Consider the following 15,808-nt stretch of genomic DNA (forward strand, 5'->3'; position numbering starts at 1 on the left):
GGCAGTGCACCGTGCCGGTCGTGGCCCCGCACCCGGCGTGCCGCCGTTCGGAGGAACACGGGCCCGGGCCGCCCAGCCGACCGCCCCGGCCGCCCGGTCGGCTCGCTGCCGCGGGGGCGGCGCGAAAGCCCCGCACGGTGCACGGAGGCTCCGAACGGAGCCTCCGTGTCATGTCCTCAGCGCGAGCCCGCCACAAAGGTGTGGGCCGTCTTGTCGTGCCAGCACTGCCGCCAGGGGCGGTCGAAGAGGCACCACAGCACGTTGAGGACACCGACGGCGAGGACCCCGAGCACGCTGTACACCAGCCAGCGGCGCAGCGCGGCGCCGAACGGCGGGGGTTCATGGGTCTCGATGTCGCGCACCTCGAGGCCGCACAGCTTCTTGCCCAGGGTGCGGCCCCACCGGGCGGTCGGCAGCGCCTCGTACAGCGCCCCGACGATCAGCAGCGCGGCGAGCACCGCGCCGAGATAGGCGCCCGTCGTGGCGTCCAGCAGCCAGACGGTGACGGTCTGACCGGTCTGCCGGGCCGCCTCCACCTTGTCGTCGACATGGGTGAGCGCCCGGCCGGCCAGAGGGACCGCGACGGCACCGACGACCGCGCCCAGTACGGCGCTGTCGATCAGCCGGGCCGCGAACCGCCTGCCGAGTCCCGCGGGCCTGGCCGCCGCCTGGGCCTGGGCGTGGCGGAGGAACGGGTCGTCGGCGGGCGGCTTCCACGGCAGGACGGCCTGGTCGCCGCCGTCGCGCGGAAGCGGCTGCTGGGCCCAGGACGTGGCGCCGCCACCCGCTCCGGAGCTGATGACAGTGTTCGGCACGCCGGCCGACGGGAGCGGGCCCTCCGGCGGCTGAGGTTGCTGGGGCTGCTGGATCCGCGGGGGCTGCTGAGTCTGTGGTTGTGTCTGGGGCTGAGGTTGTGCCTGGGGTTGGGCCGATGGCGCGGTGATCGGCTCGACCCGACCGGGAAGTTGGGGCTTCGGCCTGGTGGGCGGCGGGGGCAGCGCCCGTGCCCCGGCGGCGCCCTGGCTCAGCGCGCGGATCGTCATCGTGCCCTCGGACGCGCCCGGGCGCCCGGACGCGGCTTCCTCGTCCTTGGCACGGCGGGCGGCACGCAGCGCGCGGATGGCGACCGTGCTGTCGACGGGCGGCCGGTCGCCGTCGCGCGGGGCGGGCATCAGCGCCGCCCCGGCCGGCGGCTCCTGGCCGTCGGGGCCGGGCCGGCCGGTCCCGGACGCGGCCCCCGTGGCCGTACCGGCGCCCGGTCCTGCTCCGGTGCCCGGCCCGACACCGCGTCGCATCGCGCGGATCGCGACCGTACCGTCCGTGGGCGGCGGGTCGTCCGGCGAGCCGGGCCCGAGGCCCCGTACACCGGGCAGGGCGCCACCGGTCGGGTCGCCCTCCCCGTCCCGCGCGCCGGGGGCCCGAGCCGGATCCACGGGGGCCGGGGCGGGCGCGGGCACCCGGGGGTCGGGGCCGTGCGCTCCCCACGAGACCCGGGCGTCGCGCTCGTCCCCGAAGCCGCCCTGCCGCGAGACATCGGCCTGCCACGCTGACGCCGGCTCCTGGGACTCCCGCCGGGGATCCCGGGCCGGCTCCTCGTCCAGGAAGACCGGACCCGTCTCGTCGACGGCGGGCCGGTCCGGGACCGCCGGTGTCCCGGGCCCCGCCTCGTCGCCCGGGGGCGCGGGCCGGCTCGTGCCGGGCACCCAGGCGGCACCGTTCCAGTACCGGACATATCCCGGGATGGACGGGTCTGGGTAGAACCCTTCCCTGGGTACGTTTCCACCGTCACCAGGAGGAGTAGCCACTGACCCCAACTCCGTTCACTCACACCTTGATCGGACATGTCCTCGGGCTGCGCCTCGCATCGCCCCGCGCGGCGCCTGACGGGGCGTGCCGCCGCTTGTCCATGGAAGACAGTAACGAAGAACACGGATACCTGAGGAAGAGGACCGGTGGACAGGACCGTGTTCGAGCGGCAGACCGAAGACGTCGAGGCGAAGCGTAAGGCTGTGGGGTGGAATCTCTTCGCCAGGGTGCGCGAAGAGTCGCACGCCAGTACCTACAAGAAGCGATTGATCCCCACAAAAGTCAACCGTCGCGGTCCCGGCTCGCCCATCAGGGTCGCACGCACCCCCATCAGGGTGGCGCGCGTCCTCGTACAGGCGCGCCCGCCCGTACCCGCTGGTCGGGGCCGTCCCGGGCGGCGTCCCTCGTACCGGCCCCCACGAACCGGCCCGCACCGGCACACGCCGGTCCGGGCGCCGTCGACGTCCGCCCGCGGGCACCTGCCGACGCTTACGAAAAATTCACCTGCCGGAAGTCGCGGAAGTCGCGTCATAGGCGGGCCCTTCCGCTCTCTCATCCGGTACGGCCCCGTCATCGGGCCCTCGCCAGGAAAAGCGCCGGGAAAGCGCAGGGGAAAGGAAGTGCCGTTCATGGACACCGTGGTGGAACGCGAACTGGAGCTGAATCTGGTGCTGTCACCGGAGTACAGCGTCCCCGTCCCGGCCCGGCTGACCTACCGCACGGACGATCCGTACGCCGTGCGCGTCACCTTCCACATCGGCTCGGACAGCCCCGTGGAGTGGGCCTTCGCCCGTGAACTTCTGGTGGAGGGAGTGTTCAGGCCGTGCGGGCAGGGGGACGTGCGCGTCTGGCCGACGAAGGCGGACGGGCGGAGCGTGCTGTGTTTCGCGCTCAGTTCGCCCGACGGGGACGCCTTGCTGGAGGCGCCCTCGGACGCGGTGTACGCGTGGGTCGAGCGGACGCTGCGGATCGTGCCGCCGGGAACGGAGGCGGCGCGGCTCGGGCTGGACGGCGAACTGGCCGACCTGCTGGCCCCGACCCCCTCGGACGACCCGCGGTCGCGAGGTCAGTGGCCGTCGGACGAGTCGCGCGAGGGCGAGGCGTAGTCGGCCGGCCGGGCCCGGGCGGCCGGGGGTCCGGCGGTCGGGACTCGGGCGTACTGGCGGCACCTGTCCCGGTCAGAAGAGCTTTCCCGGGTTGAGCAGGCCCAGCGGGTCGAACGTCCGCTTGATGCCGCGCTGCAACTCCAGCCCCACCGGGCCAAGTTCGCGGGACAGCCACTCCTTCTTCAGGACACCGACCCCGTGTTCGCCGGTGATCGTGCCGCCCAGTTCCAGGCCGAGCGCCATGATCTCGTCGAACGACGTACGGGCCCGCCGGGACTCGTCGGGGTCGGCCGGGTCGAAGCAGACGACCGGGTGGGTGTTGCCGTCGCCCGCGTGCGCGCAGACGCCGATGGTCAGACCGTGCTTGTCCGCGATGGCGGCCGTGCCGTCGAGCATCGCCCCGAGGCGCGTGCGGGGGACGCAGACGTCGTCGATCATCGTGGCCGACCGGACGGTTTCCAGCGCGGGCAGGGCGAGCCGGCGCGCCTCGAGGAGCAGCTCCGACTCCGCCGGATCCTCCGCGGGGACGACCTCGGTGGCGCCGGCGGCGGCGCAGAGGTCACCGACGGCGGCGAGGTCGGGTGCGGGGTCGGGGGTGTCGAAGGCGGCGAGCAGCAGGGCCTCGGTGGTGTCGGGAAGCCCCATGTTCGCCATGGCGTTGACGGCGCGGACCGTCGTACGGTCCATCAGTTCGAGCAACGAGGGGGTGTGACCGCGCTCCATGATGCGGCAGACGGCGTCGCAGGCGTCCGCCGCGGAGCCGAACTCGGCCGCGACGACGAGGGACCGCGGTGGCTTGGGCCGGAGTGCGAGGACGGCCTTGACGACGATGCCGAGGCTGCCCTCGGAGCCGACGAAGAGCCGCGTCAGGTCGTAGCCGGCGACGCCCTTGGCCGTGCGGCGACCGGTGGTCAGGAGGCGGCCGTCGGCGAGGACGACGTCGAGGCCGAGGACGTACTCGGCGGTGACGCCGTACTTCACGCAGCACAGGCCGCCGGACGCCGTGCCGATGTTGCCGCCGATGGTGCACATCTCCCAGCTGGAGGGGTCGGGCGGGTAGTACAGGCCCAGTTCGCCGACGGCGCGGGAGAGCGTGGCGTTGACGACGCCCGGTTCGACGACGGCGATGCGGTCGACCGGGTTGATCTCCAGGATCCGGTCCATCTTGGTCAGGGAGAGGACGACGCACCCGTCCGAGGCGTTCGCGGCGCCGGACAGCCCCGTACGGGCGCCCTGCGGGACGACGGGGACGCGGAGCGCGGTCGCCGTGCGCATGACGTGCTGGACGTGCTCCACCGTGCGCGGCAGCACGACCGCGACGGGCGCGCCCGCGGCGCAGAAGCTCGCCATGTCGTTGGCGTACGAGGCCATGACGTCGGGGTCGGTGAGCAGGGCCTCGGAGGGGAGCCCGGACCGCAACCGCGCGAGGAGATCGTCCATGAGCCCAGAGTCGCACCCGGGGCCATCGGTGTGAACCCGTCTGCGACCCGTTCCGACACACACGGTGTACTGATCATATTGACGCACAGTAATCACCATGGATGCGACGGACGTCGTGGATGCGGCGGAGAGGGACCTGAACGGCCGTCTCGGGCGGTCCGGGCAGGCCAGGAAGACGTTGCTGGCCGCCGGGTTGGGAGCGGTGCTGGTGGGGGGCGCGGCGCTCTTCGCACCGGAGGAGGGCGCGCGCCCGGAGCGTGCGCCGTCGTCGGACGTACGGGCCGTGGGCCCCGGCGGGCGCAGCGCGGTACAGGAGCTGGGCGCGCTCATCCGCGACCGGGAGGCCCATGTGCGCGCGCACCCGGAGGACGCGCGGGCGTGGGCGGTGCTCGGCTCGGCGTACGTGGCACGCGGGGCGGCGCGGGCGGACTCGGCGTACTTCCCGAAGGCCGAACGGGCGCTGCGGCGGGCGCTGGACGGTCCGCGTGCCGCGGGGGCCGCGGGGTCTTCTGGTTCTGCGGGTTCCGCCGGTTCCGCCGGTGCCGTGGGTTCCGTGGGTTCCGTCGACGCGACGGAGAAGCCGGCCGGGCCGAACGGGGCGGCCGAGCGTGGTGAGGACGCCAAGCCCCGGGAGCGGGGCGGCGCGGGCGGCCCGGCCGCCGTACCGGCGGAGGCGCTGCGGGAGGGACTGGCCGGGCTCGCCTCCCTGGCCGGCGCGCGGCACGACTACGCCACCGCCAAGCGCTGGGGCGAGACGCTGCGCGCGCGGCAGCCCCGGCTGTGGACGTCGTACGCGGTGCTGGTCGACGCGTACACCGGCCTCGGTGACCACCGGGCGGCCGGCCGGGCACTGGACGAGCTGACGAAGCTGCGCTCGGGCGCCCCGGTGCTCCTGCGCACGGCGCGGGTCTTCCGTGACCGGGGCTGGCGCGAGGACGCGGAGGCCAAGGCGGACGAGGCCGCCGCCCGTGCCGGTTCGCCCGCCGAGAAGGCGGCGGCCCTGCGTCTGCTCGGCGAACTGGCCTGGGAACGGGGCGAACCGGCCGTGTCCCTGGCCCACTACGACGCGGCGCTCGCCACCGTCCACGACGAGCCGGCGGCCCGGGCCGGACGGGCGCGGGCGCTGGCCGCGCTGGGCAGGACGGCCGAGGCGTACACCGACTACCTGGGCGCGCTGGACCGGCTGCCGAGCCCGGAGATCATGCTGGAACTGGGCGAGTTGTACGACTCGGAGCGGCTGGACGGGGACGCGCGGACGCAGTACGCGCGGCTGCGCGCGCAGGCGGCGCGGGCGCGACGCGACGGCGTGAACGAGGAGTTGGTCCTCGCCCGCTACGAGGCGGACCACGGTGACGCCCGGTCGGCGGTCCGGCGGCTGCGCGGCGAGTGGGACCACGGCCGCCGGAGCCTGGCGGTGGCGGACGCGCTGGGCTGGGCGCTGTACCGGGCGGGCGAGACGAAGGAGGCGCTGGCGTACGCCAAGAGGGCGACGGGGCAGGGGACGCGCAGTGCGCTGTACGCGTACCACCGGGGCGAGATCGAGCGGGCGCTCGGGATGCGGAGCGCGGCGCGGCTGCACCTGGAGGAGGCGCTGCGGACGAATCCGCACTTCTCGCCGCTGTTGGCGCCGAGGGCGCGGGAGGGGTTGCGGGGGTAGGGGTTGGCCTCCCGGCGGGGTCGCCTCCGGCGGGGGCGCGGTGCGGGTGCGGGGTGCGGTGCCGTCCGGCGGTGGGTGGTGCGGGGGCCGGGGCCTCCGGAGGTACATGTCCGGACGGCATGCTGTGCTTTCTGGGGGACACCCCCAGGCCCCCGTACGACGCGCGTCGGGCGGACGTGCGATGGCGGGCGGTCGTCGCGCGTCACACATCACGCTTTAGTGTCCGGACACGCACCTCCTGCGACCCCGGCCCCCTCCCGCCGGTGGTCGCCTGCGGGCCGCCGGGTCGTCCGGGCCGGCCGGTGGGGTGTGGGTGCCGCTGGCCGACTGCGGGCCGTAGGTCGTCCCGGCCGGTTGGTGGCGGGTGCTGAAGGGGGTCTGTGTGGCGCGCGACGTCCGCCCGCACCCCACGCGCCCGCACCGGGCCGGAGGCCCCCCGCCGCGCAGCCGGCGCGACGGGGGCTCGGGGGCGAAGCCCCCGCAACGGGGGTCCGGGGCCCCGCCCCGGTTGTGGGAAGGGGCGGGGAGGGGAACAGCCCGCCGCAGGCGCACCCCGCGCCCCCGGCACCCTCAGAGGTTGCCCCGGCGCTCCTGCTCCCTCTCGATCGCTTCGAACAGGGCCTTGAAGTTCCCCTTGCCGAACCCCATGGACCCGTGCCTCTCGATCATCTCGAAGAACACCGTCGGCCGGTCCTGCACGGGCTTGGTGAAGATCTGGAGCAGGTAGCCGTCCTCGTCCCGGTCCACCAGGATCTTCAGCTCGCGCAACGTCTCGACCGGCACCCGGGTCTCGCCCGCCCACTCCCCCAGGGTGTCGTAGTACGAGTCGGGCGTGTCCAGGAACTGCACGCCCGCCGCGCGCATCGCCCGGACCGACGCGACGATGTCGTTCGTGGCGAGCGCGATGTGCTGGACTCCGGCCTCGCCGTAGAACTCCAGGTACTCGTCGATCTGGGACTTCTTCTTGGCGACGGCGGGTTCGTTGATGGGGAACTTGACCTTCAGCGTGCCGTCCGCGACGACCTTCGACATCAGCGCCGAGTATTCGGTGGCGATGTCGTCGCCGACGAACTCCTTCATGTTCGTGAAGCCCATGACCCGGTGGTAGAAGTCCACCCACTCGTTCATGCGGCCCAGTTCGACGTTGCCCACGCAGTGGTCGATGGCCTGGAAGACGCGCTTGGCCGGGGGTGCCACGATCGGCTCCGCGGGGGCGAAGCCCGGCAGGTAGGGGCCGTCGTAGCCGGAGCGTTCGACCAGGGTGTGGCGGGTCTTGCCGTACGTGCCGATCGCGGCGAGCACGACCGTGCCGTGCTCGTCCTTGAGCTCGTACGGCTCCTGGATGCCGCGCGCGCCGTGCTCGGTGGCGTAGGCGTACGCCGCGCGGGCGTCCGGCACCTCGATCGCGAGGTCGATGACGCCGTCGCCGTGGGCGGCGACATGCTCGGCGAGGAAGGTGCCCCACTCGGTGGACGGTTTGATGACGGACGTGAGGACGAAACGGGCGGAGCCGTTGGTGAGCACGTAACTCGCGGTCTCCCGGCTGCCGTTCTCCGGTCCGGAGTAGGCGACGAGCTTCATGCCGAAGGCCGTGGAGTAGTAGTGCGCGGCCTGCTTGGCGTTGCCGACGGCGAAGACGACCGCGTCCATTCCCTTGACCGGGAACGGGTCGGCCTCGCGCGCGGTGTCGGGAGCGCTGCCGAGGTGCGTCGAGGTGTGCGTCGAGGTGTCAGCCATGAACTCAGCGTCCCGCCGGTCCGCAAGGTGCGCAACAGATGGCGCTGTCACTGGGCATGTTGCCCAGTCGAATGCCAGAATGACCGGACTATGTGCACAGGGTGACCACGGTTTGTCGTCGGCCCGCCGATGGCGGGAAGCGGCCGGGAAGGGGAAGGGATACGGCATGGGCAGGGGCGCGGGCGCGGACACGGGTATCGACGGACTGGACGGCCGGCTCATCGTGCTGCTGGCGCGCGAGCCGCGGATCGGCGTGCTGGAGGCGTCGCGCCGGCTCGGCGTGGCGCGCGGGACCGTACAGGCGCGGCTCGACCGGCTCCAGTCGGGCGGGGTGATCCGGGGCTTCGGCCCGACGGTCGATCCGGCCGCCCTCGGGTATCCCGTCACGGCCTTCGCGACGCTGGAGATCAAGCAGGGGCAGGGCGCGGACGTACGGGAACACCTCAGCGGCGTCCCCGAGGTGCTCGAACTGCACACCACCACCGGCGAGGGCGACATGCTCTGCCGGCTCGTCGCCCGCTCCAACGCGGACCTCCAGCGGGTGATCGACCGGGTCGTCGGCTTCGACGGCATCGTCCGGGCGGCCACGGCCATCGTGATGGAGAACCCCGTACCGCTGCGGATCATCCCGCTGGTCGAGCAGGCGGCGGCCGAGGGCGCCGACGGCCGGGGGTGACGCGCGGGCCACGCGAGTCTCCGGGCTCCGCGGTACGCCCGGCGGAACGGTCCCGCGGCCCCGCGGGCGTCGCACGTCCCCGCGGCCGTGCGGGCGTCTCCCGAGCGGCGGCTCAGCAGGCCGGGACCTCGCCGCCCTTCTCCAGTGCCCGCAGCGACGAGACCGTGCCCTTGAGCGTCTCGACCGGGATCAGCCGCATCCCCTCCGGCAGTTCGGCCTGCGCGTCCGCGCACTCCGCCTTGGGTACGAGGAAGACGGTCGCCCCGTCCCGGCCGGCCGCCTGCGTCTTGAGGGAGACACCGCCCACCGGGCCGACCGTGCCGTCGGCGCTGATCGTGCCCGTACCGGCGATGGAGCGGCCACCGGTCAGTTCGCCGCCCGAACCGTCGCCCTCGATCTTGTCGACGATGCCGAGGGCGAAGAGCAGCCCGGCGCTGGGCCCCCCGATGTCCGCGAGGTGCAGCTTGACGTCGACCTCTCGCGGGCTCCTGCCCAGATAGCCGAGGGCGGCCCGGGTCGCGGAGTCCTGCGACTGGACCATGTCGCGGATGTTGTGCTTCTCGATCTGCCGGTCGGTCTGGCCCGAGGGGTAGACGGCGTCGTGCGGGAGCACGGCCCGGTCCGTCCGGAACCACGCCTCGACCACATCGCCGAAGTCGACCTTCGTGGAAGGGCCGGTCGCCACGATCGTCGTCATCCGCAGCTGGCCCTTGGTCGTCCGCTCGGGCACCCCTTTGACGGAGACGATCGGCTTGCCCTGGTCCTTGCCGAGGACGTTGACGGTCGACCCGGGCTGCGCCACGGCGTACGGCAGCGGCGCGGCGCCGACGAGCGCGAACAGGACGGCGATGGGCAGGGCGCAGAGGGCGAGGACGCCGGGGCGGGAGAGACGAGAAGACACGGGTGTCAATCTATCTTCCGGGCGGATGCACCGGTCGGGCCGTCCGCCCGACTCCGCCCGCCCTCCGCCGGTCCTTCACCAGGCCTTCCGTTCCGGGGCACGACGCTCAGGGGTACGAGCTCGGGGTCCGGCTCCGGCGGCGGCTTCCGGCGTCCGGCTCACCGCAGCGCGTCCGACACCTCCCGGGCCGCGTCGACCACGCGCGGCCCGACCCGTTCCGGTACGGAGTCCGCGAGCATCACCACGCCCACGCTCCCCTCGATCCCCGTCACGCCCACCAGGGCCGCCGCCGCGCCGCTGGCGCCCGCCTCCAGCTCTCCGTGCGTGAGCGTGCAGTGCGGCTCGGCCTGGGCGCTCCGGCGGGCGGCGAGGATCGCCTTGCCTGCGGCGCCCCGGTCCAGGGGGTGGCGGAAACCGGCCCGGTAGGCGACGTGGTAGTCGGTCCAGGTCGGCTCCACCACGGCGACCGCCAGGGCCTCCGCCCCGTCCACCAGCGTCAGGTGCGCCGTGGCCCCTATGTCCTCGGCCAGCGCGCGCAGGGCGGGCAGGGCCGCTTCCCGTACGAGCGGATGCACCTGGCGGCCCAGGCGCAGCACCCCGAGGCCGACCCTGGCCCGGCCGCCCAGGTCGCGGCGGACCAGGGCGTGTTGTTCCAGGGTCGCGAGCAGGCGGTAGACGACGGTCCGGTTGACACCGAGCTTGGCGGACAGCTCGGTGACGGTCAGGCCGTGGTCGGTGTCGGCGAGCAGTTTCAGGACACGTAGTCCCCGGTCCAGCGTCTGGGAGGTCTCCGCGGTCACGACGCCCTCTCCTTCGGATGCTTCGGAGTGAGTGACGACGGCACTCTCACGAAGTCCATGGCGATTGCCACGGAGCGTTTACCTTGTGTGCCGGGAGAGTAGCGATACGCACCGCTCAGTGGAAGTCCTCGTCCAGAATCCGGTCAGAGCGGCGCACCAGTCATCATTCATCGCCAGAAACGCACCCGAAGCGGGATGGAGTGGCGACATGGGCGACTTCTTCTGATCATTCGCCGTATGCCGGGCGCCCTGGGGTGGCCGGGAGCGTCGCAGGAGTGCCCGAGGCGCGGGTGGGGTCCGTTCGGGGCCGCCCGAAGGCACCGGAGGCCGCCGCCGGTTCGGTCCGCGGCCACTCCCGTACGACGGCCCCGCCGACAACTCGTACGGCTTCTCGCCGATACCTCCACCGCTTCACCGCATGCGGAACGACTCATACAGCCGATACCCGTCGGTCGGCGAGCGGATGGGGGCGCCAGGGGCCGCCGCGTCCCAGCCCCCGGCCCCGGCCCCGGTCGCCGGCGGGCTCCCTGGTCCCGGTCACCGCATCCGGGTCGCCCACTCCTGCACCTTCGCGATGCGTTCGCGAATCTGTCCGGCCGTCGCCTCCGCGCTCGGCGGGCCGCCGCACACCCGGCGCAGCTCCGTGTGGATCACGCCGTGCGGCTTGCCGCTCTGGTGGACGTACGCGCCGACCATCGTGTTCAGCTGCTTGCGCAGTTCGAGCAGTTCCTTGTGCGAGACCACCGGGCGCCGCTCGGCCGGCAGTTCGAGCAGGTCCGCCTCGGCGTCGGGCTTCTTGCGGCTGTGCGCGATCTGGCGGGCCTGCCGCTTCTGGAGCAGCAACTGCACCTGGTCGGGTTCGAGCAGACCCGGGATGCCGAGGTAGTCCTGCTCCTCCTCGCTGCCGGGGTGCGCCTGCATGCCGAACTCGGCGCCGTCGTAGAGGACCCGGTCGAAGACGGCGTCGGACTCCAGCGCCTCGAACGGCAGCATGTCCTGTTCGCCGGTGTCTTCATCCTGCTGCTTCTCGGCCTCCGCCATCTCCTTCTCGGACTCCGCGTACGGGTCCTCCTCGCCGCCCTCCTTCTTCGGCTTGTCGAGGACGTGGTCGCGCTCCACCTCCATCTCGTTGGCGAAGCCCAGGAGGTTGGGGATGGTGGGCAGGAACACCGAAGCCGTCTCGCCACGCCGCCTGGACCGTACGAAACGGCCCACCGCCTGCGCGAAGAACAGCGGGGTCGAGATCGTCGTCGCGTACACACCCACGGCGAGGCGGGGCACGTCGACGCCTTCCGACACCATGCGGACCGCGACCATCCAGCGGTCGTCGCTCCGACTGAAGTCGTCGATGCGCTGCGAGGCGCCCGCGTCGTCGGAGAGGACGACGGTGGCCTTCGTGCCGGTGATCTCGCGGATCAGCTTGGCGTACGCGCGGGCCGAGTCCTGGTCGGTCGCGATGACCAGGCCGCCGGCGTCAGGGATGCCCTTGCGGACCTCGGTGAGGCGCTGGTCGGCGGCGCGCAGCACGTTCGGCATCCAGTCGCCGCGCGGGTCGAGCGCCGTGCGCCACGCCTGCGAGACCGCGTCCTTGGTCATGGGTTCGCCGAGCCGGGCGGCGATCTCGTCACCGGCCTTGGTGCGCCAGCGCATGTTGCCGCTGTAGCTGAGGAAGATGACGGGCCGGACGACGCCGTCGCCGAGGGCGTTGCCGTATCCGTACGTGTAGTCGGCGGCGGAGCGGCGGATGCCGTCGTTCCCCTCCTCGTACGCGACGAAGGGGATGGGGTTGGTGTCGGACCGGAACGGCGTACCGGTCAGCGCGAGCCGCCGGGTGGCGGGTTCGAACGCCTCCAGGCACGCCTCGCCCCAGGACTTGGAGTCGCCCGCGTGGTGGATCTCGTCGAGGATGACGAGGGTCTTGCGCTGCTCGCAGCGGTTGCGGTGCAGCATGGGCCGGACACCGACGCCCGCGTAGGTGAGGGCGACGCCGTCGTACTCCTTGCTCAGCGGGCCGGCGCTGTACTCGGGATCGAGCTTGATCCCGATCCGCGCGGCGGCCTCCGCCCACTGCTTCTTCAGGTGCTCGGTCGGCGCGACGACGGTCACCTGCTGGACGACGTGGTGGTGCAGCAGCCATGAGGCGAGCGTCAGGGCGAAGGTCGTCTTCCCGGCTCCGGGGGTCGCGACGGCGAGGAAGTCACGGGGCTGCTGCTCGAGGTAGCGGCCGAGTGCGCCTTCCTGCCAGGCGCGCAGCTTGTTGGCGGTGCCCCAGGGCGCGCGGTTGGGGAAGGCGGGCGACAGATGGTGCGAGGAGGCGGCGGTGGTAGTCACGGTCTCCGGTTCGAACACGTTGGGTGGCTGGGCTACGTACGACAACCGGGCCACCCTACCGGGGGCCCGGTCGCTTCCTGGCCCGAACGGGGGACTGCGCGAACGACTGCGACAGCGGTCACACTGTCAGCGCGCGAGCAGTTCCCGGAGCGCGTCGGAGATCGTTTTCACCTCTTCGGTCCGCCCGGTGGCGACGCCGATGACCAGGCGTTCGGCCGCGTCGATGTCGGGACGCAGGTGCACGTCGTTGATGGCCAGGAAAGTGACGCACGAGAGCCATGCCGTGCGCTTGTTGCCGTCGAAGAAGGGGTGGTTGACGGCCAGGGACTGGAGGAGGGCCGCCGCCTTGTCGAGGACGTCCGGGTATGCCTCTTCCCCGAACATCGCGGCCGACGGCCGGTGCACCGCCGACTCCAGGAGCCCGGCGTCCCTGAGCACCACCTGCATGTCGTCACACGCGTGCGCGGCGATGGCCAGGACGTCCTCGGCCGACAGATAGACACAGGTCACTTGAGCCGCTCCATCAGCTCGCCCCACTTGGCGGCCTGCTCTTTGGCCGTCTTCCTGACCATGGCCTCGTGCGCGGTCCTGGCCAGATAGTCGTCCACGGCCTGCAGCAGTATCGCGTGCATGCTCGTCCCCTCCTGCTCGGCGCGCTGCTTGAGGGCTTCGGTCTGGTCGTCACGAAGACGCAGGTTCATAGCCATACCAAAACGGTACCACCCCGGTGGGGCCAGAGTGGTACCACTCATCGCGGCCGTATCCGGACCGCCACCCACACCCCCGCCAGCGCCACCGCCGCCATCGGCAGGAACACCGCGGCGAAAGCCGCCGGGTGGGAGCCCGTGGCGGCCGCGGTCGCGCCGGCCGCGGCGGTGGCCGTGGCCGCGTGGCCGCCCGCCGCGCCGCCGCCCAGGGCCGCGAAGGCCGCGCCGCCCGCCGCCAGCAGCAGGACGTTCGAGAGCCCGTCGGAGATCTGGAGCGCGGCGGAGTTCGTGCCCGCCTCCTCCGGCGCCGAGAGCTTCAGCAGCAGCACGCTGGTCGAGGCGATCACCGCGCCCATCCCCAGGCAGCCCACGCCCCAGGCGACCGCCACGATCCACACGGGCACGGCCTCGAACAGCACGCTCGGCGCGGTCGCGATGGCCACCGCGACCAGCACCATGCCACCGGCCATCAGCCGCTCCCGGTACGGTTCCAGGCGCGGCCGGGACTGTACGTACGAGCCGAACGCCCACGTCGCGCCGCCCGCCGCGAGCGAGAGCCCGGCCAGCGTCGGCGACAGGCCGCGCTCGGTGACGAGCATCAGGGGGACGAAGCTCTCGGCCGCCACGAACGCCCCGGCGGCGACCCCGCGCAGCAGCACCACGGACGGCAGCCCGCGGGCCGAGCGCCAGGTGCCGGCCGGGAGCAGCCCGAGCACGGCGGGGACCAGCAGGGCGGCGCCCGCGGCGGCCGGGGCGAGGGAGAGCCAGCGCAGCTCCTGGCCCGCGTACTGCAGGAGCCCCGCGCCCACCGAGATCCCGAGCGCGAGCCGGATCCTGCGCCGGTCGAAGGCGACGGGCGGCGCGGCGGGGTCGGCCGGCCCGGCGGCTCGGCGGCGTATCGCGGGCAGCGCGAGCGCGAGCGGCGGTACGACGAGTACCGGGATGCCGATGAAGACCCAGCGCCAGCCGATGTGTTCGGTGACGGTACCGGCGGCGAGCGGCCCGACGACGGAGGGCACCACCCACGCCGCGGCGAACGAGGCCATGATCGCGGGCCGCAGGCGTTCCGGGTAGGCGCGGCTGACGACCACGTACAGCGCCACGATGACGAGCCCGCCGCCGAGCCCCTGCACGGCGCGGCCCAGGATGAACGGCCACATGCCGACGGCGGTGCCCGAGAGCAGGAGCCCGGCGCCGAAGGCGCTGATGCCGGTGGCGAGCGGCGCGAGCGGACCACTGCGGTCGGCCCACTGACCGGCGAGGACCATGGCGAAGAGGCTGGTGGTGAAGTACGCCGAGAAGGCGAAGGCGTACAGCGCGACACCGTCCAGCTCCCGCGCGGCCACCGGCATGGCGGTGCCCACGGCGGTCGCCTCGAAGGCGATGAGCAGGACGACGGAGACGATGCCGACGCTCAGGGCCCGGTGCTCCGGCCCCAGCACGCCGGTGGGCCGGGAGGTGGGACCCCCTGCCGGGACGGGCGCTGCGGGCTTCAGGGGCCCGACCGGTGCGGGTGGTTCGGCGGTGGCGGCTTCGGCGTCGCCTGGCTCCAGGGCGGTCATGGGCTCAGCGTAAGAGTCGTCATGGGGTTTCGGCCCTGTCGCGGGGTGGATCACGGCTGGTCCGTTGGTCGTACGACCGGACCGGGAGCCGGGCGAACCGGGGGGAATCGAGGGAATCGGGGAACCGTGAACGGCGTATGGCAGTCGCGTTGCACGCCGTCCGGAACCCTTGGCCGTGCTGCGGGACCCGCGTACGGTCATGAGCAGTGGAGGACAGCGACGGCCGTGTGCCCGAGTGGTTCAGGGGCTCGCCTGCAAAGCGAGTTACGCGGGTTCGATTCCCGCCACGGCCTCCACGTACGAAGCGGCCGCTTCCCGGGTCAGGTTCCGGGGCGGCCGCTTCGTCGCGTGCGGGAGTACGGCGCGTGCGGGGGTACGGCGCGTGCGGCGCGCACGGCTCGGCGGCACGCACGGCTCGGCGGCACGCACGGCTCGGCGGCCGGGGGCCGGGGGCCTTTGGCGGGGTGGTCCGCGTCACGCCGGGCCGCCCCGCCTCAAGGTCGTACGGCTGGGTCTCAGGCCGTGCAGCCCCGCTTCTCGAGGACCTGCGGGAGGTACGCCTCCAGGAAACGGGTCAGCGCCCGCCGTCGGTCGGCCGTGTCCTCGGGCGTCTTCGTCGCGAGGTCCGCCTCCAGGACGAACTTCCGCTTCTGCGGGTCGGCCGGGCAGGCGACGACCGTGAGCGCGCCCTTGTCAGCGATCCGCGCGTCGTCGCCGATGCCGGCCGGCTGCGGGTTCCCCAGCCCGATCAGGGCGTGCTCGTTCACCTTGACCGGATCCGTGTCGGCGGGCACCACGTCGGCCCGTACGTACAGCACCTGCCGGGAGTCCACCGACAGCCGGCAGCTCCGGCTCCCCTGCCCCAGATCGTTCTCCTTCTGTTCGATCGCGTCACCGTCCGGGAGCAGGGGGGAGAGCCTGCCGGTGTCCGCGGGCACGCCGCAGAGTTCGGCGGGGACCTCGTACCCCCGGGCGCCGGAGCAACCGGCCGTCGCTCCCAGGAGGAGCGCGCCCAGGGTGAAGACGGCCGCGGTGTGCCGAACGCGTCGGGGCCGTATCACTGGGATCACTGGGATCACTCGCAT

13 protein-coding genes and 1 tRNA gene are annotated in these 15,808 nt (G+C 73.2%); 4 read left to right on the forward strand and 10 right to left on the reverse strand.

Annotated features, from left to right (window positions below; all coding sequences use genetic code 11):
* Positions 1–176: 176 nt before the first annotated feature.
* Positions 177–1,805 carry an RDD family protein gene (locus ACU6P3_RS12270; protein WP_447197166.1) on the reverse strand — a complete coding sequence of 543 codons (1,629 nt, stop codon included), beginning with the start codon at positions 1,803–1,805 and terminating at the stop codon, positions 177–179.
* Between the two features lie 630 nt (positions 1,806–2,435).
* Between ACU6P3_RS12270 and ACU6P3_RS12275 the strand changes: the two genes are divergently transcribed.
* Positions 2,436–2,912: an SsgA family sporulation/cell division regulator gene (locus ACU6P3_RS12275; protein ID WP_447197167.1), complete on the forward strand. Its 477-nt coding sequence runs from the start codon at positions 2,436–2,438 to the stop codon at positions 2,910–2,912.
* 72 nt (positions 2,913–2,984) lie between these two features.
* On the opposite strand, the gene ACU6P3_RS12280 is transcribed toward ACU6P3_RS12275, so the two are convergent.
* Positions 2,985–4,352: an FAD-binding oxidoreductase gene (locus ACU6P3_RS12280; protein ID WP_447197168.1), complete on the reverse strand. Its 1,368-nt coding sequence runs from the start codon at positions 4,350–4,352 to the stop codon at positions 2,985–2,987.
* Positions 4,353–4,449: 97 nt separating this feature from the next.
* On the opposite strand from ACU6P3_RS12280, the gene ACU6P3_RS12285 reads away from it, so the two are divergent.
* Positions 4,450–6,009, forward strand: coding sequence for a tetratricopeptide repeat protein (locus ACU6P3_RS12285; protein ID WP_447197169.1), 1,560 nt, complete (start codon positions 4,450–4,452; stop codon positions 6,007–6,009).
* A 570-nt stretch (positions 6,010–6,579) separates the two neighbouring features.
* Here the strand turns inward: ACU6P3_RS12285 and hppD are convergent.
* On the reverse strand, positions 6,580–7,746 hold the full coding sequence (gene hppD / locus ACU6P3_RS12290) for a 4-hydroxyphenylpyruvate dioxygenase (protein ID WP_447197170.1): 1,167 nt from the start codon (positions 7,744–7,746) through the stop codon (positions 6,580–6,582).
* A 166-nt stretch (positions 7,747–7,912) separates the two neighbouring features.
* Here hppD and ACU6P3_RS12295 point away from each other — a divergent pair, with 166 nt between their 5' ends.
* A complete protein-coding gene (locus ACU6P3_RS12295) occupies positions 7,913–8,422 on the forward strand; it encodes an Lrp/AsnC family transcriptional regulator (protein WP_447197171.1) in 510 nt (169 codons plus the stop codon).
* A 112-nt stretch (positions 8,423–8,534) separates the two neighbouring features.
* On the opposite strand, the gene ACU6P3_RS12300 is transcribed toward ACU6P3_RS12295, so the two are convergent.
* From ACU6P3_RS12300 to ACU6P3_RS12325, 6 genes are all read right to left on the reverse strand, one after another.
* Positions 8,535–9,323 carry a S16 family serine protease gene (locus ACU6P3_RS12300; RefSeq protein WP_447197172.1) on the reverse strand — a complete coding sequence of 263 codons (789 nt, stop codon included), beginning with the start codon at positions 9,321–9,323 and terminating at the stop codon, positions 8,535–8,537.
* A gap of 158 nt (positions 9,324–9,481) precedes the next feature.
* Positions 9,482–10,123 carry an IclR family transcriptional regulator gene (locus ACU6P3_RS12305; protein ID WP_447197173.1) on the reverse strand — a complete coding sequence of 214 codons (642 nt, stop codon included), beginning with the start codon at positions 10,121–10,123 and terminating at the stop codon, positions 9,482–9,484.
* Positions 10,124–10,660: 537 nt separating this feature from the next.
* On the reverse strand, positions 10,661–12,454 hold the full coding sequence (locus ACU6P3_RS12310; RefSeq protein WP_447197174.1) for a DEAD/DEAH box helicase: 1,794 nt from the start codon (positions 12,452–12,454) through the stop codon (positions 10,661–10,663).
* Positions 12,455–12,580: 126 nt separating this feature from the next.
* Positions 12,581–12,964 (reverse strand): type II toxin-antitoxin system death-on-curing family toxin, encoded by a 384-nt coding sequence (locus ACU6P3_RS12315; RefSeq protein ID WP_447197175.1) that lies wholly within the window; start codon positions 12,962–12,964, stop codon positions 12,581–12,583.
* Positions 12,961–13,161, reverse strand: coding sequence for a ribbon-helix-helix protein, CopG family (locus ACU6P3_RS12320; RefSeq protein WP_447197176.1), 201 nt, complete (start codon positions 13,159–13,161; stop codon positions 12,961–12,963). The genes ACU6P3_RS12315 and ACU6P3_RS12320 overlap by 4 nt, the downstream gene beginning before the upstream one ends.
* A 41-nt stretch (positions 13,162–13,202) precedes the next feature.
* Positions 13,203–14,723: an MFS transporter gene (locus ACU6P3_RS12325; RefSeq protein ID WP_447197177.1), complete on the reverse strand. Its 1,521-nt coding sequence runs from the start codon at positions 14,721–14,723 to the stop codon at positions 13,203–13,205.
* A gap of 221 nt (positions 14,724–14,944) precedes the next feature.
* On the opposite strand from ACU6P3_RS12325, the gene ACU6P3_RS12330 reads away from it, so the two are divergent.
* A tRNA-Cys gene (locus tag ACU6P3_RS12330) sits at positions 14,945–15,019 on the forward strand.
* Between the two features lie 219 nt (positions 15,020–15,238).
* Here ACU6P3_RS12330 and ACU6P3_RS12335 read toward each other — a convergent pair.
* Positions 15,239–15,784 (reverse strand): hypothetical protein, encoded by a 546-nt coding sequence (locus tag ACU6P3_RS12335; RefSeq protein WP_447197178.1) that lies wholly within the window; start codon positions 15,782–15,784, stop codon positions 15,239–15,241.
* Between the last annotated feature and the right edge of the window lie 24 nt (positions 15,785–15,808).

The organism is Streptomyces hebeiensis (assembly GCF_052983195.1).